General features: G+C 35.7%; 18 protein-coding genes and 1 pseudogene. 12 read left to right on the top strand and 7 right to left on the bottom strand.

Translation table 11 applies throughout. The annotated features are described in order from the left end of the window. The first annotated feature begins 7 nt into the window (after positions 1–7). Complete coding sequence (gene rpiB, locus IPK91_08505) at positions 8–439, top strand: ribose 5-phosphate isomerase B (protein ID MBK8297298.1); 432 nt, start codon at positions 8–10, stop codon at positions 437–439. Further along, positions 436–2,025: a M28 family peptidase gene (locus IPK91_08500; GenBank protein ID MBK8297297.1), complete on the top strand. Its 1,590-nt coding sequence runs from the start codon at positions 436–438 to the stop codon at positions 2,023–2,025. Before rpiB ends, IPK91_08500 begins: the two co-directional genes overlap by 4 nt. Positions 2,026–2,613: 588 nt before the next feature. On the opposite strand, the gene IPK91_08495 is transcribed toward IPK91_08500, so the two are convergent. From IPK91_08495 to IPK91_08485, 3 genes are read right to left on the bottom strand one after another with little or no spacing between them, the layout of a single operon-like run. After that, the gene (locus IPK91_08495; GenBank protein MBK8297296.1) at positions 2,614–3,990 is read right to left on the bottom strand and encodes a T9SS type A sorting domain-containing protein; all 1,377 of its coding nucleotides are present in this window, start codon (positions 3,988–3,990) and stop codon (positions 2,614–2,616) included. Beyond that, entirely contained in the window at positions 3,915–4,373 is a 459-nt protein-coding gene (locus IPK91_08490; GenBank protein ID MBK8297295.1) for a hypothetical protein, read from the bottom strand. Before IPK91_08490 ends, IPK91_08495 begins: the two co-directional genes overlap by 76 nt. Beyond that, positions 4,370–7,189: a T9SS type A sorting domain-containing protein gene (locus IPK91_08485; protein MBK8297294.1), complete on the bottom strand. Its 2,820-nt coding sequence runs from the start codon at positions 7,187–7,189 to the stop codon at positions 4,370–4,372. Before IPK91_08485 ends, IPK91_08490 begins: the two co-directional genes overlap by 4 nt. Positions 7,190–7,646: 457 nt before the next feature. Here IPK91_08485 and IPK91_08480 point away from each other — a divergent pair. The 3 genes and pseudogenes from IPK91_08480 (at position 7,647) to IPK91_08470 (ending at position 11,381) form a co-directional block, all read left to right on the top strand. Continuing rightward, positions 7,647–8,603 (top strand): annotated as a pseudogene (locus tag IPK91_08480) (peptide MFS transporter). A gap of 15 nt (positions 8,604–8,618) precedes the next feature. Then, the gene (locus IPK91_08475; protein MBK8297293.1) at positions 8,619–9,314 is read left to right on the top strand and encodes a hypothetical protein; all 696 of its coding nucleotides are present in this window, start codon (positions 8,619–8,621) and stop codon (positions 9,312–9,314) included. 39 nt (positions 9,315–9,353) lie between these two features. Then, positions 9,354–11,381, top strand: coding sequence for an oligopeptide transporter, OPT family (locus IPK91_08470; protein MBK8297292.1), 2,028 nt, complete (start codon positions 9,354–9,356; stop codon positions 11,379–11,381). A gap of 310 nt (positions 11,382–11,691) precedes the next feature. Here IPK91_08470 and IPK91_08465 read toward each other — a convergent pair whose 3' ends face one another. Continuing rightward, positions 11,692–12,636 (bottom strand): GSCFA domain-containing protein, encoded by a 945-nt coding sequence (locus IPK91_08465; GenBank protein MBK8297291.1) that lies wholly within the window; start codon positions 12,634–12,636, stop codon positions 11,692–11,694. Positions 12,637–12,731: 95 nt separating this feature from the next. Between IPK91_08465 and IPK91_08460 the strand changes: the two genes are divergently transcribed. From IPK91_08460 to IPK91_08430, 7 genes are all read left to right on the top strand, one after another. Continuing rightward, positions 12,732–14,033: a hypothetical protein gene (locus IPK91_08460; protein ID MBK8297290.1), complete on the top strand. Its 1,302-nt coding sequence runs from the start codon at positions 12,732–12,734 to the stop codon at positions 14,031–14,033. Further along, a complete protein-coding gene (locus IPK91_08455; protein ID MBK8297289.1) occupies positions 14,030–15,109 on the top strand; it encodes a trypsin-like peptidase domain-containing protein in 1,080 nt (359 codons plus the stop codon). The genes IPK91_08460 and IPK91_08455 overlap by 4 nt, the downstream gene beginning before the upstream one ends. Before the next feature lie 102 nt (positions 15,110–15,211). Further along, entirely contained in the window at positions 15,212–16,279 is a 1,068-nt protein-coding gene (locus tag IPK91_08450; GenBank protein MBK8297288.1) for a PorP/SprF family type IX secretion system membrane protein, read from the top strand. A gap of 185 nt (positions 16,280–16,464) precedes the next feature. Next, entirely contained in the window at positions 16,465–16,896 is a 432-nt protein-coding gene (locus tag IPK91_08445; GenBank protein ID MBK8297287.1) for a polymer-forming cytoskeletal protein, read from the top strand. 225 nt (positions 16,897–17,121) lie between these two features. Continuing rightward, the gene (locus IPK91_08440; protein ID MBK8297286.1) at positions 17,122–17,391 is read left to right on the top strand and encodes a hypothetical protein; all 270 of its coding nucleotides are present in this window, start codon (positions 17,122–17,124) and stop codon (positions 17,389–17,391) included. Between the two features lie 237 nt (positions 17,392–17,628). Then, complete coding sequence (locus IPK91_08435; GenBank protein MBK8297285.1) at positions 17,629–17,883, top strand: 30S ribosomal protein S20; 255 nt, start codon at positions 17,629–17,631, stop codon at positions 17,881–17,883. Positions 17,884–18,016: 133 nt separating this feature from the next. After that, a complete protein-coding gene (locus IPK91_08430) occupies positions 18,017–18,577 on the top strand; it encodes a TetR/AcrR family transcriptional regulator (GenBank protein ID MBK8297284.1) in 561 nt (186 codons plus the stop codon). A gap of 299 nt (positions 18,578–18,876) precedes the next feature. Here IPK91_08430 and IPK91_08425 read toward each other — a convergent pair whose 3' ends face one another. From IPK91_08425 to IPK91_08415, 3 genes are read right to left on the bottom strand one after another with little or no spacing between them, the layout of a single operon-like run. Then, complete coding sequence (locus IPK91_08425; GenBank protein MBK8297283.1) at positions 18,877–19,617, bottom strand: glycosyltransferase family 2 protein; 741 nt, start codon at positions 19,615–19,617, stop codon at positions 18,877–18,879. A 10-nt stretch (positions 19,618–19,627) separates the two neighbouring features. Then, the gene (locus tag IPK91_08420) at positions 19,628–20,059 is read right to left on the bottom strand and encodes a DUF5606 domain-containing protein (GenBank protein MBK8297282.1); all 432 of its coding nucleotides are present in this window, start codon (positions 20,057–20,059) and stop codon (positions 19,628–19,630) included. Positions 20,060–20,067: 8 nt separating this feature from the next. Continuing rightward, a complete protein-coding gene (locus IPK91_08415; GenBank protein ID MBK8297281.1) occupies positions 20,068–22,065 on the bottom strand; it encodes a dehydrogenase E1 component subunit alpha/beta in 1,998 nt (665 codons plus the stop codon). Positions 22,066–22,072 lie beyond the last annotated feature (7 nt).

The raw sequence follows: 22,072 nt of genomic DNA, 5'->3' as shown, positions 1-22,072 counted from the left end.
AACGAATATGAAGGTATCTGTTGGAAGTGACCACGCCGGATTTGAATGCAAACAAGCAGTCATTGCATTTTTGGAATTGAAAGGAATCTTGGTAACCGATCACGGATGTTATTCTACAGACTCAGTGGATTATCCTGATTTTGTGCATCCGGTTGGAAATGATATCGATCTGGAGCAAGCAGATTTTGGAATTGTTTTATGTGGCAGTGGCAACGGAGTTGCGATGACAGTCAATAAACACAAAGCAGTACGTTGTGCGCTTTGCTGGAATGAAGAAATTGCACAGTTGGCCCGAGCACATAATAATGCAAATGTTTTAAGCATTCCGGCACGATATGTTACTTTAGAAATTGCATGCAGCATGGTAGCAGTATTTATTGATACTGCTTTTGAAAGTGGAAGGCATCAGCGAAGAATTGATAAAATTAATCTTCCATGAAATTCATTTTAAAATCTGTGTTTTGTTTATTTCTGGTAACAGGAAATGCACAAAAGGATTTTATCAGTGCAGTTATAATTCCGGATTCTAACCTTGCGGTATTTCCAGATTCTGCCTATCAATATGCTCAAAATATTAAAACAGAGAATTTAAAAGAAATTATTGAGTACCTCGCTTCTGATTCTTGTGAAGGTAGAGAATTGGGAAGTGCCGGCATTGATCGTGCAGCTCATTTTATTTCGGCTCATTTTGCTAAAAACAATATTGAAAAACACGGGGAAGCGAATACCTATTTTCAAAAAGTTGGATTTAAATGGATTTATTGGGATAAACTGCATTTTAAAATTAATGGGGTTCCCTATAAACAATTTTGGGATTATCTGGTGATTCCGGCAATCAACGATAACTTGGAATGGAATACCAATGAACTCGCTTTTGTAGGTTATGGGATTGATCATAAAAATTACAATGATTATAAAAACATCGATGTAAAAAATAAAGCCGTTTTATTTTTTAAAGGAGAACCAAAGAATAAGGAAGGTAACTACATACTAAATGGGACAAAAACACCCTCAGAATGGTCTAGTGATTTGGACATGAAGGTGGAAGCCGCACGAAAGCATGGTGCAAAACTGGTATTGGTGATTGAAGATAAATTTAAGGAATATGTGGATGCACATCGCTCAGAAGTCGTTTCTCCGGATGTAATTTTAGATACCAGTGAAACCATGCAAATACATGGAATCAATCAAATAGTACTTTCAACTACCACCGCTTCTATGTTAATGGGAGGGAGCTTTAAGAAAATTTTAAAAGCAAAAGATAAAATTAATAGAAGTGGGAAGCCTAATGCTTTTTTAATAAAAGCAAAAATCGATATTTTACAAAAAAAATCAGTTCGTGCGGTTAAAGGTCAAAATGTGATTGCATTTATTGAAGGTTCTGATCGAAAAGATGAAATTATCAGCTTGACGGCTCATTACGATCACATCGGGATGCGTGGGAAAGAAGCTTTCAATGGTGCAGATGATAATGCAAGTGGAACTTCTGCTGTTATGGAAATTGCAGCGACTTTGCAAAAATTAAAAAGTGAAGGAAAAGGTCCGAGCCGATCTGTATTGTGTATGTTGGTTACCGGTGAGGAAAAGGGTTTGTTGGGTTCGCTTTACTACGTAAACAATCCACTGTTTCCACTCAGTGAAACCAAAGCAGAAATCAATGTTGACATGATCGGAAGAATTGATCCAAAATATGGTACGGACGAAAATTATATCTATGTCATAGGTTCTGATCGGATCAATCCTCTATTGCACGAACTAAATGTCAATGTCAACCAATCGTATTCTCAATTAAAATTGGATCATACATTTAACAGTGAGTTGGATCCCAACCGTTTTTATTACAGATCGGATCATTACAATTTTGCAGAAAAGGGAATCCCGTCTATTTTCTTTTTTAGTGGAGTCCATGAAGATTATCATCGGGTTACAGATGATGCATTTAAAATCAATTACAACAAAACAACAAAAATTGCCCGTCACATTTTTTTACTTACCTGGGCATTGGCAAACGGGAGCCGAATATAATATTTTTTAACCCTTTAAGAACAAAGAAATTTTGAATAACCTATTTGATTCTATGTGTTCCTCTATTGTGTCCTATGTTCTATGTGTTTCAAATAGTATTTTTTTTTGAACCACATAGGCACATAGGGATATAGAAAAAATAGAAAGCAAATTCTATGTGAGGTCTATTGTGTCCTATGTTCTATGTGTTTCAAATCATCATTTTATTTGGACCACATAGGCACATAGGGATATAGGGAACATAGAAGGAATTTCTATTTGTTTCTCTATTGTGTCTTATGTCCTATGTGTTTCAAATAGTATTTTATTTTTGAACCACATAGGCACATAGGAATATAGAAAAAATAGGAAGAAAATTCTATGTGAGTTCTATTGTGTCCTATGTTCTATGTGTTTCAAATAGTATTTTTTTTTTTTGGACCACATAGGCAAATAGTAATTTAAAAAACATAGGGGGAAAATTCTATGTGTTCCCCTATTGAATTCGTTCAGAAGGGATAATTGTAAATTATCCGCTAGCTGCCATTTCTTTTATAGAGTCTTGGAAATTACTCAGTTTTTTGGGGATTAAAAAATCGAAATAAATTATTATTTTTTGAAAAACTTAAGTTCTTTTACTAATACATTTTCAGAGGTAAATATTTTTAAAAGATAAATTCCTGGGGAAATATCTTGAACATTAAGACGATTCTCTCCAGATACCAATTTGGCTCTTTTAACGACCTGAGAATTGGCATTCAACAAATTTAATGATATTGGTGTCGTGTAAATTTTTTCAATCTTGATGCTTATAAAGTCTTCCGTTGGAATTGGATAAATAGTAATAAATTCTTGATTTGAATGTGAACTTGTAGAAACTGTTTCAATGTTTATTGTTTTGCAAAATGTATCTTTTCCAATCGGATTACTTACAATTAAGCATACATTAAATAATCCACTTTTACTAAAAATATGTTGTGGGTTTTGTAAATTACTGCTATTATCAATGCTGCCAGGATCTCCGAATTCCCACTCCCATTTGTTTATTTGAAATTTGCTTTCATCTTTAAATTTTAATAAAAATTTGTTGCTATTGTCTTTTTCTTCTTTCCAAAAAGATATAGGCAATCTACCCAGAGCGAGTGTATCGCAACTGGATGCTTCTAAAGGGCCCAGTCTGAAATAAGGAAAATTTGGCAAAGTAGCATTACTGGTAATATTGATATGATGTTGTCTAACTTCACATTCCTTACCAAGTAAATTCGGTTTTTCAATCGTGCTCAAAAAAGCGGGATCTCTTCCATTATTAATATAAATTTTTCCATCCGGAGCAAGCTGCATAAAGGAAAAGTAACAAGGAAACAAGGGCATCCATGTAAAGCCATCAATGCTGTCAACTCGAAATCTATTTTCAAAAGGTTCCACATCATTTAAATCTAATTGAAATAACTCATAAGCAGTACTTATGTACAACAATTTACTGTCTGGTGAAAATGCTACACCAACAAAATCATATCCTGGAATCGAATTAAATTTAATATTGGAATAAATTCCATTACATCGATCAAATTCTGCCAATAAAAATTCACGGTAATTTTGGCTGTTTCGGTGAAAAAAACAATATGTATTGCCATTTGGACTAAATTGGGCCTGACCATTTCCGCTTGGCTCAAAAGAATAAGGAATTTCCTGTATATGGTGTAATCTGATTCCAGATGGATCAAACAAAAACATAAAACATTTTTTTCCAGAATAATTAAAACAAGGAATCCACCAATCTCTTCCATTTGCATGCTTGCAAGCGCTTAGGCTGCCATTGACCAAGCTATCCGTATATACTGGTTGATTTTTATATATTACATCACCTTTTGTGGAATCTAGAGAAATATCAACTAAGGTAGAGTAAAGGTTTAAAGAATACCAAAAAATGGCATTCCATCGGTCGTAACATGTAAGATTAAATACAAATTTTGATTTTCGGGCCATGGAAGTATTAAAGCACCTCCAAGTAATTTTGCTCCACTTTCTTTTGCAGAATTTGCAAAAACACCTGCTTCTAATCCATCTCCATTTTGCATGACTTGATGGGCTTTATTGAATATCGAATGTCCATTTGTGTAAAAAAGTAAATTACCCAAATTGTCAGAAATAGAAGCATTGGTATAATCCATTCTATAATCCACTTTATATGCTCTCTGCTCATGATAATATCCTTGAGCATTAAAAGTCCACTGAATCCTGCAGAAGTTTGAATCGGATTCAATTCCACTCCGACCAAGCATCCAAGTGAAATCCTCTTTTTGGGATCTCACTTCGATGCTCGATACAAGGAGTAATTTGATTAATAATGTATAACTTAAAAATTTCATTCGTGATGGACCATAAATTTCTTAGTGGTTGAATTTCCTTGTTCATTTACCAATTGAATTAAATATAAGCCTGATTTAAGAGGTTTATTAATCCTTATTATATTTTGATCAGATTGAATTCTAATAGAAATTTCGCTATTTAAATTATAAATGGAAATAGTATTATTAAAATGATTAGGATTATTAACCACCTCAATAATAAAATTACCTGAATTAGGGTTAGGTTTAATACTAAAATCAACTAAGTTAACTTTTAAATTATTGTTTCTGGCTCCAATAAAGGTATCACAGGTACCAGAAATGAAATTAGTAACTTGCATTAGATCATTTAGCATTGCTCTTGCATTTGAAACCCCTTCTCCACCATCAAGAGGACATTGTGATGCAGTTAAAATTAAACTGGACAATTGTAACTCAGACAATATATATTCTTCATTGATATTTTTAGACAAGAAAATTCCAGTCGTAAACAAATCGTTTTCTTCCATGATATTAACTGGATTAATCGATTCTAGTTCGACTTGAATGTCTAATAATTGACTATTATTATTTGTATGGTAAGCATTTAATATGTTAACCATTTGTTGATTAATTAAACTTAATTGATTTACTTGACTAATTCTAATAGCAGACCAATAATCATAATAAGTACTATCTATTTCCCAAATTGAATCCAATTGATAAATGGACCACATCATTTGATTTTTCAGAATATTTAAGGAATCCAAAGTAAATTTTTCTAATGCGGTAAGTGCGAGTGAATTGTTTATATTATTTAATATTCTAGCTAATTTCCCCAAATTGGAATTTAAGTTGGCTATTTTAAAACTATCAACTAAGGAGGTATTGCAACCAAAATTTGAGTCCTGCCACATTTTTCTCAAAACATTTTTCCTAGCTTGCCATGTAATTCCTTCTCCATGTAGTCCAGAATAGCCTTTTGTTAGTAAATACTCGTCGTTTGGAAAATCATTGCAATTTGATCCAGGCATTCCATTGCAATCTGGATCAATTAAACATAAATATTCTTGATCTGGATTTAAGGGTTTAATAAACCAGTCAATTGGACCATCGATTGGATTGTCCGGATGAAATGGCAAGCCAACCGAGGAGACTATAAAATTATCATTACTAGCGATAAAAGGATCACCTATATATCTGGCATCAATTGGTGATTGACCAATCCAATTATTACCTGGATAAATTTGTTGGATAGCTGTCCAGGTAAATGAAAACAAAAGTGCATTTGAAATATATGGACCATTGAAATTACTTCCGCTGATTTTTGAATCGAGGCAGGTACCATTAAATTCAGTTCCTATATCGACTGCTATTGAAGTATTACAACATAATAAATTTATATCTGAATCTCTTATATAGTAACCTGTTGAATTTGGTGTGTTAACTCCACCACCAATCATGGTATTGTTGAAAATATTAATAGCTGGACTTCTTACTGTGCTTATTCCATATTTTGGCATAACAGTTGGATTCGAAAAGACAGAGGTATTATCTGTAACCAATAAATTGCCAACATTAAATAAGGAAATACCAAAATAATTTGGTGTAACTAAATTATTTTCAAAAATAAAATTATTATTAATCTCCGAATTTTGTTCAACATCCAGCAGCACATCATTTTCGATATCAATCCCTATAGATAAATCACCTGGATGGCCATATATGGAAAAAGAATTAAAATTTATTAAATTATTTGCAATTCGTGTTTTTAATGTTGGAGTTGAATTTTGTATAACTATTCCGAGTTCACTTAAAGTATCTAGGTTATTATTTGAAATATCAATATTTAATCCTTTATTTTCAGTTACAAGGATACCTGATAATACATTTCGAATGGTATCATTCGTAACCAAAGTATTAGAGTTACCACTAAATACTCCAACTGGATATGACCTGATTAATGAATTAGTTAGTTTTAAATCGCTATAATTCCCAGCTGCAATCCCGAAACTGGTAATAAATATTAGTGGAGGATGACTAAAGTCCAGAGGCCCTCCATTTTGGATAAATATCTTATCTCCTTGATAAATTGTGCCAATGAGTTCAATTCCAATTTTCATGTGATCATATCTTCCTTTTCTTTCTGTTACACCTGCAATATTTATTAATAACATTCCTCTTTCAGGATAAAGCCCTTGAAAAGGCGGAATCATTGTACCATTTGAAAAATAACTGTTTCCTACAAATGGACTGCCAACAATTGCGCTTTGAGCATAAAGTCCAAATTGACATCTATTAAATTTATTCTGAATCATCAACTTAAGCGTAGTATTTGGATAACAATATATACCAGTTTTAGCGTCATTAATTGTATTATTGTTAAATTCCAAAACAGAGCCCCATGTTCCAATGATTCCATTCCACATGAAACTTTCGCAGGCTTCATAAGTACAATGAGATGAATTAAATTTATTATTATTTGAAATATAAATTGAAGAATTTTTAAACATTTTAAAACGGCAATTTAAAAATTTTATATCCACATCAATAATTAAAGTGCCTTTAATGCATATTATTTTGTCAACCACATATCCGTTGCCAGCAATTCCAGATTGGCTCCATATGGATGTGCTAAATTCACTATCACCAAAATTGAGATTGCAAACACACTGACCAAAGGAACTTGAATTTGCCAGTATAATAATTTGTAAAATCAGCAACCATATTTGGATAATTTTATAAATGGTTTTAAATTTTTGTACAAACCCTGCTTGAATCTCCTTAAGAGTAAAAGAAGATTTGGTTACAACATCTGACTTAAACTTGATTTTACCTAAATTCGAACGAAATATCATTCTATAAAATAGGGGGGGGGCAAAATTTAAATTAGGCCTCATATTAGTAGTTTTAGAAATTAAAAAATCAGATTTATGCCTATTAAAAATTGAAAACAGGAATTACCTACTATAAATTATTAAACTAAATTACAATAATGTTTTGATAAACCAGAAATATTAACAGTTGTAATTTTTTATTCATATGATTTGAGTAATCAAAAAAAACATATCATAGAGTAAAATATTTTCATTTAAGTCATGATTCAACAAGATTGATTTGCAATACTAAATTTTGTAAAACATATATTAGAATCTAATTTTCAAAATATAATTTGCTTGTTGGATAAATTAACTGATTTTCGAATTGAAATAATCATAAAGTACTAGGTTTAACATTTGTCTTCTTAGTCAATTCCAAAGATTCCATTTATATTTAGCCTTAGAAAAACCATTCTTTTAACAAACTTATACGAAAATGAGCCAACAAACGGGTCACCCCAGAGGACTTTACCTTTTGTTTTTTACAGAAATGTGGGAGCGCTTCAGTTACTATGGAATGCGCGCCATCCTGGTACTTTTTCTTACCAAACAACTGCTGATGGATAAATCCTTTTCATCCGGGATTTATGGTAGTTATACAGGACTTGTTTACCTAACACCGATTATAGGCGGGTACTTCGCAGATCGTTATTGGGGAAACCGGAAATCAATCATTATTGGTGGTTTGATTATGGCTGCCGGGCAGTTTATGTTATTTGCCAGTGGGCAATTTGACAGCAGTTTTATTATGTATTTAGGTCTTGGTTTGATGGTATTTGGAAATGGATTTTTTAAACCAAATATTTCGACCATGGTAGGCCAATTATATCCTGACAACGATCGCAGATTGGATTCAGCTTATACTATTTTTTATATGGGCGTCAACCTGGGTGCATTTTTAGCGCCCTTGTTATGTGGTTGGTTAGGAGAAAATGTTGCCTTTAAATGGGGCTTCTTGGCAGCGGGCATCGGTATGTTATTAAGTGTTGCCTCTTTTCAATGGCTAAAGAATCGCTTCCTCCTTTCACCGACCGGTGAGCAAATCGGTGTTGAACCGAATAAAAATAGAATCAAAGAAGGGGACTCAGCAGGCAATTCAAAATTTGACAATAAACAATTGGCTGCCATAACAGCAGGTTCCCTTATATTATTTGTTATATTTTATAAATTGATTGGCTTTGATGTATTTGGTGCTGCAATTTTTGCATTTGCTATAAGCATTCCAGCAACCATCATTCTAGATCCATCCTTAAATCCAATTGAAAAAGATCGGATTTGGGTCATTTTTATTTCAGCGTTTTTTGTTATCTTTTTTTGGTCGGCATTCGAACAAGCTGGAGCATCCCTTACCTTTTTTGCAGACGAGCAAACCGATCGGTCCATGAACCTTTTTATACCCTGGTGGCTTATGGTTTTGGTTTTGAGTGGAATCGTTTATTTTTTAGGAAAATTTATCGCCTGGTTATTTGAACATTCACCAAAATCTTCGATTTATTATGCATTAGGTTCCGCGGCCTTATTATCAGCCTTGCATTTTGGTGGCTATCTAAATGATTTTACAATGACCGAAATGCCCGCAAGCTGGTTTCAAAGTTACAATGCTGCATTCGTAGTAATTTTTGCTCCAGTACTTTCAGCCATCTGGTTAAAATTGGATGACAAGCAACCGGCATCATTGACAAAACAGGCTATGGGACTTGGATTATTGGCATTGGGCTATTTATACATTTCCTTTGGTGTAAACGGAGTGGAAGGAACTGCAAAAGTGAGTATGATCTGGTTGACTGGTTTGTATTTTATCCATACCATTGGCGAACTTTGTTTATCACCTATCGGATTATCCATGGTCAATAAATTAGCACCGGCACGTTTAGCATCCCTTCTAATGGGAGTCTGGTTTTTAGCAAATGCTACTGCAAATAAATTTGCAGGCATGTTATCTGCTTTGTATCCAGAAACTGGAAAACCCAGTTCGTTTCTAGGATATGCAATGGCCAATACCTATGACTTCTTCTTGTTGTTTGTAGTAATGGCAGGTATCGCTTCAATCGTGATGTTCTTGCTTTCTAAAAAATTGCAAACCTGGATGCATGGCATTCGATAAAAATTCAAATTAACATTCAAACAAAACAATTCGAATTATATGGAAGGTTCACCACACAAAGAGTTTAAACCGTATATCTCACCGGAGATTACAAACATTGCAGAGTTTTCAATAAAAGCAATTTTACTTGGAATCTTTTTTGGAATTCTGTTTGGAGCTGCAACCGTTTATCTTGCATTAAAAGCAGGATTGACTGTATCGGCATCAATTCCAATAGCAGTATTAGCAATTTCATTGGGAAGGCGTTTTTTTAAGACGACCATTCTTGAAAATAATATTATTCAAACTACAGGTTCTGCTGGGGAATCAATTGCAGCCGGTGTAGTATTTACGCTGCCCGGATTTTTATTTCTTTCAGCTGAAAGTGATGGGATTAGCTCATTCAATTATTGGACGATTTTCACATTGGCAGTATTGGGAGGTATTCTCGGTACGCTCATGATGATTCCTTTAAGACGCTCTCTGATTGTCAAAGAACATGGAAGTCTTCCGTATCCGGAAGGCACCGCCTGTGCCAGCGTATTGGTAGCCGGTGAAAAAGGCGGTGATTTTGCAAGAACGGCGTTTATGGGATTGGGAATTTCCATCCTGTATGCTATGTTGCAAAAAGTCTTACACCTGATCGCTGAAGTCCCTACTTATGTTACCGGATTGACTAATAAATACTGGCCTGCAGGTAGAATTCATGGTGAAATCACACCAGAATATCTAGGGGTCGGTTACATCATCGGACCTAAAATTTCAGGCGTATTGGTTGCCGGTGGTGTATTGAGTTCTTTTGTTCTCATTCCTTTATTGGCTACACTCGTTCCTGGGGATATTATTTATCAACAAGTGCTCAAATTAGGATTTAATCCAGTTCGATTTGGCTGGGATGAAGCCAGCCACACGTTTACGAATTCTGCTGAGGCTATCTACCGGGTCTATATAAGACAGATCGGTGCCGGTGCAGTAGCAGCAGGTGGTTTTATCACCTTGATTAAAACGATCCCTACCATTGTGAGTTCTTTTAAAGATTCTATGGGTGCTGTAAAAGAAGGAGCCGGATCAAGTGTCATACGGACTGAAAAAGATCTCAATATTAAAGTGGTTTTGTTTGGTAGTTTAGGTTTAATTCTAATGGTGGCATTGCTCCCAATAATTCCTGGCCAGGGCTTTGTTTCTAAATTATTGGTAGGCTTACTGGTCGTCATATTTGGAGCATTTTTCGTCACGGTATCATCCAGGATTGTTGGAATTATTGGTTCATCAAACAATCCGATTTCGGGGATGACCATTGCGACGATTATGGCAACCTGTCTGGTGTTTATCGGTGTCGGCTGGAGTGGCAAAATATACGAACCCATGGCTTTGGTAGTGGGTGGTATGATCTGTATTGCTGCAGCCAATGCAGGAGCTACATCCCAGGATTTAAAAACTGGATACATCATTGGGGCAACTCCAAGGTATCAACAATTGGCATTGTTTATAGGGGCTGTCTTTTCTTCGATCGTCATCGGATGGACTGTTAAATTATTGGACACCCCGGATTCAACCATGATTTCTCAAGGCATTCAACATGCAATTGGAGAAAAATACAATGCACCTCAAGCAACCTTGATGGCTACTTTGATCAAAGGAATTTTATCTTTTAATCTCGATTGGCAATTTGTAATTGCTGGTGTTTTTCTCGCAATTGTGATGGAGTTATGTGGTATTAAAGCACTGTCATTTGCTGTGGGAGCCTATTTGCCTTTGGCTACTACCTTGCCGATTTTCATTGGTGGTGCAGTCAAAGGAGTCGTTGATTGGTACAACAAGAAAAAGAATCAAGAATCTGAGGATGACGAATTGGGTAAAGGCTCCTTGTTTGCAACCGGTCTGGTAGCAGGAGGCGCGCTGGCAGGAGTCATCGTCGCCTTATTAAATGTAAACGAAGGGTTTGCTGCCAAAATAAATGCAATCTCGTTGGAACATAGTTTGACAGGTGCAATCGGCGAAGGAGGCTATCAAATTTTAGGCGTTCTGTTTTTTGCAGCGCTTGCATTTATACTCTATCGCACAGCTGTTCAAACTAAAACTGAATGATCTAATTTAATTAACATAAAATAAAATAAAGTCCACGGTAATTAAAACTAATTTTCCGTGGACTTTGTATTTTATGAGTTTCCATTCATCTAAATACTCTTTAGAATAAAATGAATTTTTAAATAGGCATAAAATAAAGCAATAGACCAATATGAATATTGAATAATATTCTATTGCATTTAAGGAAATTAATTTGTCTATCCAGCAATTCTAAACCCCAAAGCCCTTCAAAGGGATATTATGCATTGTTAGAATCAAAACCTCCTTCCAATGAGTCTGGGGATTTTACAGCTTCTATAGTTTTGATGTTTCAGCTTATATGTGCAATTTCAAGTTCTATTTCTGCTTGCAGCTGTTCCAATTGCAAACAGTACTTGGCATATGACTCGGACTCTGCATGCAAGACCCTGTGATTGGAAAGTTGATTCCACTTTTTAATTTTAGCTACCAATACCCTTGTGTCCTGATTAAAATAAGCTTGTTCAAAATAATTGAAGATGTAATCAATTGCCATTTGATTCGGATGAACTAAGTCGTCTTTTACATATCGATAATCCCGCAAGTCATCCATAAAAATTTCATAGCTTGGAATGTATTCACAACTTTCAAATTGATTGCATAATTGTTCGCATACCAGCAATAACCTAGATTTGCTGCGTTGATTTTGAATAAATCCATCTTTTAAATAACGCACCGGACTTACGCTTAATAAAATCTGTAGCGAAGGATTAAATATTAATATACGTTCAATGACTTGGTGTAATCGTTTATAGATCTCTTCGAGGCTTGCAAGTTTTTTGATAAATAAATTGGATGGTAGCTTATGACAATTTGCAACGACATGCTGATTAGAATTTAATCGATAATAAAAAGAGGAACCTAGTGTCAGGACCAGAAAACGACAATTTTTTAATTGTTCATACGCTTCTTCAGAACAACGATTCAATTGGTCAAGAACATGATTTTTATGGGGCGATGAAAACGAACCATGGTGTTCCATTGAATGGAAAAGTCCATTCTGAACGATAAGATCTGATTCTGTATAAAAATTTTGAGCAAGCAATTTATCAAATTGTTGTGCAATGCTAAGCGGATTGTAAACAATTCCATATGGATGTCTTATGATTTTGAATCGGAGTGAATCCAGTTGATCGCCTAATTCACTTGCAAAGCAACTGCCACAACTATAAATCAAATCATTGTGTCGAATTTTAAACGCACTCTCGAAAAACGGAAACGTCGTTTTAGTGTACATAAAGAGTGCAAATTTAAATGAGTTTAAGCTTTTGTAGAATTTTTATTCCAAATTAAAGAAGATGGATTAGTACCTTTGAGCCGCTTAAAAATTCTATGGGATTCTGGGATAAAATTTTATCAAGACAACAAATTGCAGCGCCTGAAATTTCTTTCGGCCGGTTTTCAGATGCCTACAAATCAAAAGAACAATATGCAGAATGGGATGCCAGCTTAAAGTTATTTGAAGAACAAAACTGCAGAGAAGCTATTAAACATCTTTTGCAGTATTTAAAAAACCAGTCAGGGGATAACATAATAATTGAACAGGAGGGCAAATTTATTTTATATCAGGGATCGAAGCAGATTCATTGTACGTATGATGAGCGGATTTTTAAAGCAGTTTGCCTGGTAGCCCATTGTAAAGAACTCAATGTAGGATTTTTACGAAAAGCGGTGGAACATAATTTTCGATTAAACTATGCACGATTTGCTTTAGATGCAGACGATAATTTATGTTTGATATTTGATAGTTTGCTTGCGGATGCTTCGCCTTATAAATTGTATTACGGATTGAAAGAATTGGCTTTACAGGCAGATAAGGACGATGATATTCTGTTGGATGAATTTGAATATTTGGAGCCCATTCAGAATCATCATATAAAAACTTTGAGTCCGGAAATTATAGCCATTAAAATTCAATTCATCCGTGCTCAGATCCAAAAAGTATTTGAACCAAATGTATTGGGAACCCTTAATCCGAGGCGATTTCAAGGGGCCTTGACCTATGTCTATTTAGCCGTAGTCTATGATCTGGATTATTTAGTGAAACCAGAAGGCAAACTGATGGATATATTAGGTTCCATGCACATTCGTTATTTTGAAACAGCTCCGGAAAACACTGAATTAAAAGTGTCTATTCTTGAAACGGGATTGAAAGAAATCCTTGAGATGAAAGATGAAGATCTGGCAAAAGAATTGTACGAAGCCATTGCCAGTTTTGGAATTACCAGTCCGGTAAAACAACCAACCATAGCTCAATTTATTGAGGCCGAGCTTCAAGCCATAAAATGGTATGAAGAAAACAAACACGAAGGGATTTGCCTTGCAATTTGTAATTACATTGCTGGATATTGCATGTACAATTTTGCAATGCCTGAACCGGTCCGAAGTTTATTTCATCTTTATTTTGAAATTTCATTTGATTCGTATTTTAAGTCGCTCGGATTTCCGATGAACTATTGGAAAAATGAACGCACCCTAAATTATAATGAAATCAATGATGAAATAGAAACGATTCTGGATAAATTTCCGAATGCATTTTCAGATGAATTACCTAAAGCAAAGTTTAAAGATTCAACACCCAATCTATTTCTAAAAGAATTTTTGGTATTTATTAAAGAACTGCCCCTTACATGAGAGCACTGATCGAACAATATAAAGGTGTGGTTATACAAATTGCGACTCCATTTTCAATTGGAACCGGATTTTACCTCAAGGAGTATGATTTAATAATAACCAATGAACATGTGGTCCGAAACAACAAAGATGTGGTTGTTGAAGGCAAAGGCGTTCAACGTGTTTTGAGTTCCGTCCGATATTTGGATCCAAAATTTGATTTGGCCTTTGTACAAGGTCCTAAAGCGAATCCTTGGATGAGTGTCAAATTACATGATCAAGAGGATTTTAGAGAAGGAGATCCCGTCATTGCTGTCGGACATCCATTCGGCTTAAAATACACCGCGACTCAGGGGATTATTTCAAATTCCAGCCACCAGCAAGATGATTTATATTATATCCAGCACGATGCTGCATTAAATCCAGGTAACAGTGGGGGACCTTTGGTAAATGATGCCGGTGAAATATTGGGAGTTAATACCTTTATTATTCAAAATGGTCAAAGTATCGGATTCTCATTGCCAGCCAGATATCTTAAACAAGCATTGGATGAATTTAAAGCAGGTGGAGATAAATCAGGGGTCCGGTGTATTTCATGTGCCAATATTGTATTTGAACCCAATCCTGAAAAAAAATACTGCCCTTTTTGTGGTTCGAAAATTCAGATGATCTCCCAAATTGAAGATTATCAACCAAAAGGGATCAAACTAGAGATAGAAGATGCATTAAAAGCACTCAACTACGATGTAAACTTAACTCGAAGAGGCCCCTATAATTGGGAAATCGAACACGGTTCTGCAAAAATATTACTCTCGTATCATGAAGATACTGGAATGATTGCAGGAGATGCTTATATTTGTTCGCTGCCTAAGGAAAATATTAAGGAAATTTACGTGTACCTCTTGCAGCAGAATAGTCAGTTAGAGGGTCTATGTTTTAGTATTCAGAATCAGGACATCATTCTTTCATTGCAAATTTTTGATCACTCGTTCAAACCTGAATTAGGCAGTCAGATTTTTCAGTATTTATTTGAAAAAGCCAATGCATATGATGATTTACTGATAAAGAATTTTGGAGCTATTACTCGTGTGGATTAAGCGATTAAACATTGTTTTTTTTAATATTTGTTAAATTTTAAGCAAATGGGAATATTATTTGAGGGAAAGGTCATAAATTTATGCACTTATAAAGTAGTAGGCATGAAGCGTTTAGCTATTCTTTTCTCAATCGTTTTGAGCTGGGGAATCCAGGCACAAGACATTCATTTTTCTCAGTTTTATATGTCACCGACCAATTTAAATCCTGCTTTAACGGGGGTTATGAATTGTAAGATGCGGTTTGTTGCAAATTACCGGAACCAGTGGGCTCCAGTAATTGGATTTGCAAATTCTTTCAATACCTATAACATGTCATTCGATCAAAAAATTCCTGTAGGTCGTTATGATTATTTTGGATTTGGAGGCACATTTTGGGGAGATAAAGCGGGTTCATTGGATTTTAGTACCCTTCAATTTAAACTTTCAGGTTCCTATAGTAAACGGATGTCTGGTTCAAGAACCTCCTCTAATTATTTGGTTTTTGGTGCCGAAGCTGGTTTAAATCAACGAGGCGTTAAATTCCACAATGCAATTTGGGGTACACAGATAACTTCAAATGGTGTAGATCCAAACGGTCAAAAAGATCCGGCAGTTTTTGATCCAAGCTTTTTATTTGCAGACGTTTCTGTAGGTGCATTGTGGTTTTCCGTATTAGACAAATACAATAACTTTTATATTGGTGGTGCCTATAGTCATTTAAATGAACCTTTACAAAACAACATTACAGACATTCCCAACAATGGATATGTACCTGCTCCTTTATATTCAAAATTAACCGTTCACGGGGGTGGTGTATTCAGATTGAATCGCCGCAATGCGATCGTACCTGGAATGGTAGCCTTTTTTCAGGGACCCTCCTTTGAATTAAATGGAGGTACCAGTTTCCGTTTTGGATCTGGTAACAGCCGTACCAATGAAGCCACCTTCCAATTAGGACTTTGGGCACGTCTGGCCAACAAATACAAAACCGACAATTCATCAGGGATTCATATGGATGCACTCATTCTGTCATCCCGCTTTGATTACAGCAAGTATGGTTTCGGACTGAGTTACGATATCAACACGTCGTCGTTGAAAAAAGCCAATGCCGGAAATAATTCTTTCGAATTGTCTTTTATATACAATATCTGCGGTCCAGAACGCCGTGGAATCTATTGTCCGAATTTCTAGAAAAGAATCTGGCTTAACAACTTAAAGCAGATTGCTTCAAGTTAATTTCACTCTCGCAATAATGAACCATCCTAAGATGGAAGTATTTATTTAACTATAGACTATAGACTATAGACTGCTCCTCCATTTTTCCGTTCATTTATTTAATTAAATCGTATTTTTGTTACCCACCAAAAACAATGGATATGTTTGGGAGTAAAAACGCTTCAAATGAAGCAACTAAATCATCTGTAGGGCCCTTGCCACAAGGAGCTTTAAACAGTCTGGTCGTAGGGACCCAGGTCGAAGGGACCATTACAGCAGAAAGTGATATTCGAATTGATGGATTTCTAAAGGGTATTTTAGTATGTAAAGGGAAAGTCATCATTGGTCCGAAAGGTAGTATTGAAGGAGAAATTAAAGCTCAGAATGCAACCATTGAAGGTCGGTTTAAAGGGATCGTACAAATTGAAGATTTACTGCAAGTGAAAGAGACCGCGATCGTAGATGGAGAAATTAATACAGATAAATTGGCAGTTAGCCCCGGAGCTAAATTTAATGTGACCAGTAAAATGGGATCTACTTCTGCAAAAGTCAATCCGATGCCGCAGGTAAAACCGGATATGATTAAAATGTAAGCCTCCCAAACAGATGGCTAAATATGACCTGAAGAGTAATAAGATCCTAAAATATTCGGGTCTTGCCACACAATTGTTTGTTTCAATGGGGCTTGCGGCCTGGTTTGGTAGCGTTCTCGATCGAAAACTGCAATTAGAAAAGCCCATTTTAACCGCATTGTGTAGTATGTTTATGCTAATCGCTTTTATGGTTTGGTTAAATTATGACCTTAAAAGGATGGACAAATGAGTGTCTTAAAGTTTTATTCATTTTTGGTGCTTACCGCGGTAGCCTGTCTGTTTATTAGTTTATATGCACCCAAAACAGATATTTCGGACTTGGTTGCAAATGCCAGCTTTGGAATCATTGGTTTTTTTGTTTTTTTTACCAGCCTGATTTTTCAAATATCAGAACGTGCCGTGCGCTCCACAAATCCTTTTTTATTCACTCGGGTATTCATGGTGAGCATTAGCTTGAAAATTGTATTCCTCTCCATGTTGGTTATTATTAGTTAAAGTACTGGGTATCAAGCCTCGTGAATTGGTCTTACCCCTCATTTCCTCCTATCTTTTATTTACCATTTTAGAGACCTGGGTGCTGATGAAAATGGCAAAAATGAAGTAATTATAATTTTATTTAATATATAATATGCTGACAATAAATTTTTTAATTGTAATTTTCAATTAATTGTTAAAAATTTATTTAAACCAAGTATGCGTTTTATCTTTGCATTCCTTTTTTAAATTAAGTATATGGCAAATCATCAGTCGGCTTTAAAAAGAATGCGTCAAAATATTGTCCGCAGAATCGCAAACCGCTATTTCAAAAAGACTACTCGTACCGCAATTAAGAAGTTGAGGGAGTTTTCTGATAAATCCACTGCCTTGGCTTATATGCCTAAAGTTGCTCGAATGATTGACAAACTGGCTAAAAAGAATACTTGGCATAAAAATAAAGCTGCCAATATCAAGAGCAGCTTAATGCACCATATTGCAAAAATGAAATAGAATTTCCTTAAAGAATAAATGAAGAATCGTGTGCAGATTATTTTTGTACGCGATTTTTTTTTGAGGGCGAGTACTGAAAATATTATGGTTGTATTTTTAAGCTTTAACCAGATTCAAGAGACCTGCGTTTTTTATGACTAAAAATCAAATTTTACTGCAAGCAGAAGTCCTGTTTTATAACAAGGGATTTGGTACGGCAACGATGCGAGAAATCGCTTCAGCTGTCGGAATCGAAGCTGCCAGTTTATACAATCATTTTAAATCAAAAGAAGAAATTTTAGCGGCTATTTGCTTGAATCTATTGCAACACATGAATTCGCAAGTAGACGAAATTGTAATGACGCGTCGCACCAGCATGGCACGCTTAGAAACGTTTATCCGTTTTTATCTTAAATACCAGGTAGATCATTGGGACGCATTTCAAATCGTACATACAGAATATAAACATCTTTCAGATAAAAATCTGGAATTGTATAAAAAATTGCGCAACCAGTTTGAGTCAAGAATACTCATTATTCTTAAAAAAGGAATCGACGAGAATAAATTTATAGATACAGATCCGGATTTAATTTTGCAAATTTTATTGGCAGCACTCCGTTGGAGATATAACACTCCTAAAAAAGTGGATAAAATTTTGCAAAAAAATTTAAACGATGTGTATCAAATTATTTTGAAAGGCATTTTAATTCGCTAACATCCCGAAATAGTTTGGGTAGGCTTTAAACGGTTGAAAATCTCTTATCACAAAACACACGATAAAATCGAAGTTAATCTCCTCTTCCTCCGTGTTCCACCTCTTTGATCTTAGTGTGAAATATCTTGGTTGATAGTTGTTGGTTGTCAGTTGATAGCAAGAACACTGCATTTTTTGCGTCTCTGCGTGAAAATCCTATAACGCAAAGCACACAAAGAATATACGCACAAAGAAATACAGAGCTAATCTCCTCCTCCTCCGCATTCCTCTTCAGTGATCTTGGAGTGAAATTCCTTTCATCAAGAATAAATTTCAAATCTCATAATTCCTTTTCGCTGAAGAAAATGTTTTAGACTTACCCCTAAAACACCCATCCCATATGTAACACTCCGTTTAAAATTTATTGAAGAAGCTTCATCAAAATATTTGGTTGGACAACTAATTTCAGCAATAGCAAATTTTTTATAGATGATTTGTGATAACATTTGATTGTCAAATACAAAATCGTTGGAGTTTTTTGCAAATGAAATTTGCTCTAATACCGTTCTTGAAAAAGCACGATAGCCTGTATGATATTCCGATAATTTATAATCAACCATCCAGTTCTGTACCAAAGTTAAAAACCGATTGAATAAATATTTGTAATAGGGCATACCCCCTTTTAATGCGCCTTTGCCTAATATTCTGGATCCTAAAACGACCGGATAAAGTCCTTCTCCAATAATATTAACCATGCTTGGAATTAATTTTGGAGTGTATTGGTAATCGGGATGCAACATGATAATGATGTCTGCGCCAATTTCAAGTGCTTTTGAATAAAGTGTTTTTTGATTGCCTCCATAACCCAGATTGTTTTCATGGCGAATGCAATGTTGAATTCCCAATTCTTTTGCCAATTCAAAGGTGCTGTCTTTGCTTGCATCATCACAAAGGATTAATTCATCCACCAAATCCATTGGAATTTCATCCAATGTTCTTTTTAAGGTAAGAGCCGCATTGTATGCCGGCAATACCACCACCACTTTTTTTTGTTTATACATGCAATTTCAACTAAGCAACAGAAGGTTCAATGCTTGAATCGATCAAGGGTTCATCTGTTTTTATAAATCCCAATGCTTTTAACTGATAATACCATTTAAGACATTTCTGCATGTCTTTAAGATGCACACGGTAGCGATCGTATTCTGGTAAGATGGTTTCAAAATATGTTTTGTAATCCTCATTTGAAGCGTTTTCATCCGGTGGAGTCAATTCGTTTTCTTTTTCTAAAAAACGGGTATATACATCTTTTAAAGGAATGTTATCGGACAGGGTATAAATTCCAATGGATTCCAATGGTGAAAATTGAAAGCTTCGGGATGAATAAAAATTCGTTTTGTGAGTCAGTAAATCTTCCAGAATCAATCCATTCGAACGTGATGCAACGAGTTTGAATAATCCAACTTTACTTCCAACTGCAATAATCTGATCTATTTGTACCATACATTCATTTAATAAGCTTGCAAATATCTAAGTTTTTCTTCTAATCGGGTAACAGCCAGGTATTGATCCTCCAGACGCTTTACAAACGGGATGGGTGTGTCCAAGGATGCACAACGCTGTATAGGCGCATCCAATGCTTCAAAACAATTTTCCTGAATCCAGGCTGCAATTTCTGAACCAATAGAACAAAACAGATTATCCTCTTGTAGAATACACACTTTTCCTGTTTTTAAAACACTTTCCCGTATGGTATCGTAGTCTAAAGGAACCAAACTTCGCAAATCAATTAAATCGGCATCAAAAGATTCTTTTTGTAACAATTCCTGCGCCCATTGAATGCCCAGGCCATAACTTATAATGGTCATTGAATTGCCTGTATGTACAAGTCGAGCTTTACCCAAAGGAATGTTGTAATAAGCATCCGGGACAAGTCCATTAACAGCGCGGTACAGGGCTTTGTGTTCAAAAAACAAGACTGGATTGGGATCTTCAAATGCACTAATTAAAAGTCCTTTTGCATCATAGGGGTTGGAAGGGTACACAATTTTTAATCCGGCTGTATGGGCAAACCAGGCTTCATTGGTTTGTGAATGAAACGGACCGGCTTGAGTTGCTGCTCCGCAAGGCATCCGAATTACAATAGCTGCTTGTTGACCCCATCGGTAATGAATTTTTGCCAGATTGTTTACTACCTGATTGAATCCACTGCTTACAAAGTCTGCAAATTGCATTTCCACCATTGATTTGATGCCTTTAAGACTTAGGCCCAACGCAGCACCGAGGATCGCGCTTTCACAAATGGGTGTATTGCGCACGCGGTGGTTTCCAAATTCTGTTAGAAAACCTTCGGTTATTTTAAAAACACCCCCATATTCAGCAATGTCTTGGCCCATCAACACCAAATCAGGATGTCTTCGCATGGCTTGTTGCAATCCTTCGCGTATGGCATCAATAAAACGAATGTTTTTTACAGCGGCATCTTTCGGTGGTAAAAGTTCTTTAAAGTCAAATGCTTTGTAAACATCCGCCAATTCATCTTCCAATACGACCGGATCATCTGGCCATTCAAATACTTTTTCGACTTCCTCCTGAATTTGTTTTTTTAATTGAGATCGAATGTGTGTAACTTCTTCCGCTTGAATAATCTGTTCTTGAACTAACCAGTTTTCATAATTGGTGATTGGATCTTTTTCTGCCCATGCTTCCAATAATTGTTTCGGAACATATTTTACACCACTGGCTTCTTCATGTCCACGCATCCGAAAAGTCATGCATTCCACCAACACCGGTCTTGGATGTTCCCGGATGCTTTTTGCTAATTTGTTGATGGTAGTATGTACCTCAAGAATGTTATTCCCATCGATGGTAATTCCTTCCATTCCATATCCAATGGCGCGATCTGCTAATCGTTTACAAGCGTATTGCTCACAGGTTGGTGTGGATAAACCGTAGCCATTGTTTTCAATGATAAAAATTACAGGAAGTGACCATACAGAAGCCACATTGAGTGCTTCGTGAAAATCACCCTCACTGGTTCCACCTTCTCCGGTAAATGCGACACTCAGTTTTTGCTCTTTTTTTAAAAGGGATGCCAAAGCAGCACCATTGGCTAAAGTGAGTTGCGGACCCAGATGTGAAATCATACCCACAATGCCATAGTCCAAATTTCCAAAATGGAACGAGCGATCGCGACCTTTGGTATAACCCTGAGATTTTCCCTGCCACTGAGCAAATAATCGATCTAAAGGCATTTTTCTTGAAGTAAATACGCCAAGATTGCGATGCAGTGGGAATATTAATTCATCCTGATCCAGGGCTTCAGTGCATCCAACTGAAATGGCTTCCTGGCCAATTCCCGAAAACCATTTGGAAATCCTGCCTTGACGCAAAAGAAGCAACATTTTTTCTTCGATGAGTCGTGGGTAAAGGAGGGCATTATATAAATCTATTAATTCAGCATTTGTATAATTGCCACGCTTGTATTGAATTTTTTGTGGTGTCAACATCGTTTGC

The sequence above is a fragment of the Saprospiraceae bacterium genome, from assembly GCA_016712145.1.
Classification (GTDB): domain Bacteria; phylum Bacteroidota; class Bacteroidia; order Chitinophagales; family Saprospiraceae; genus Vicinibacter.
Note: the sequence above shows the minus strand (reverse complement) of the source record. Positions and strands in the feature narration are given on the sequence as shown.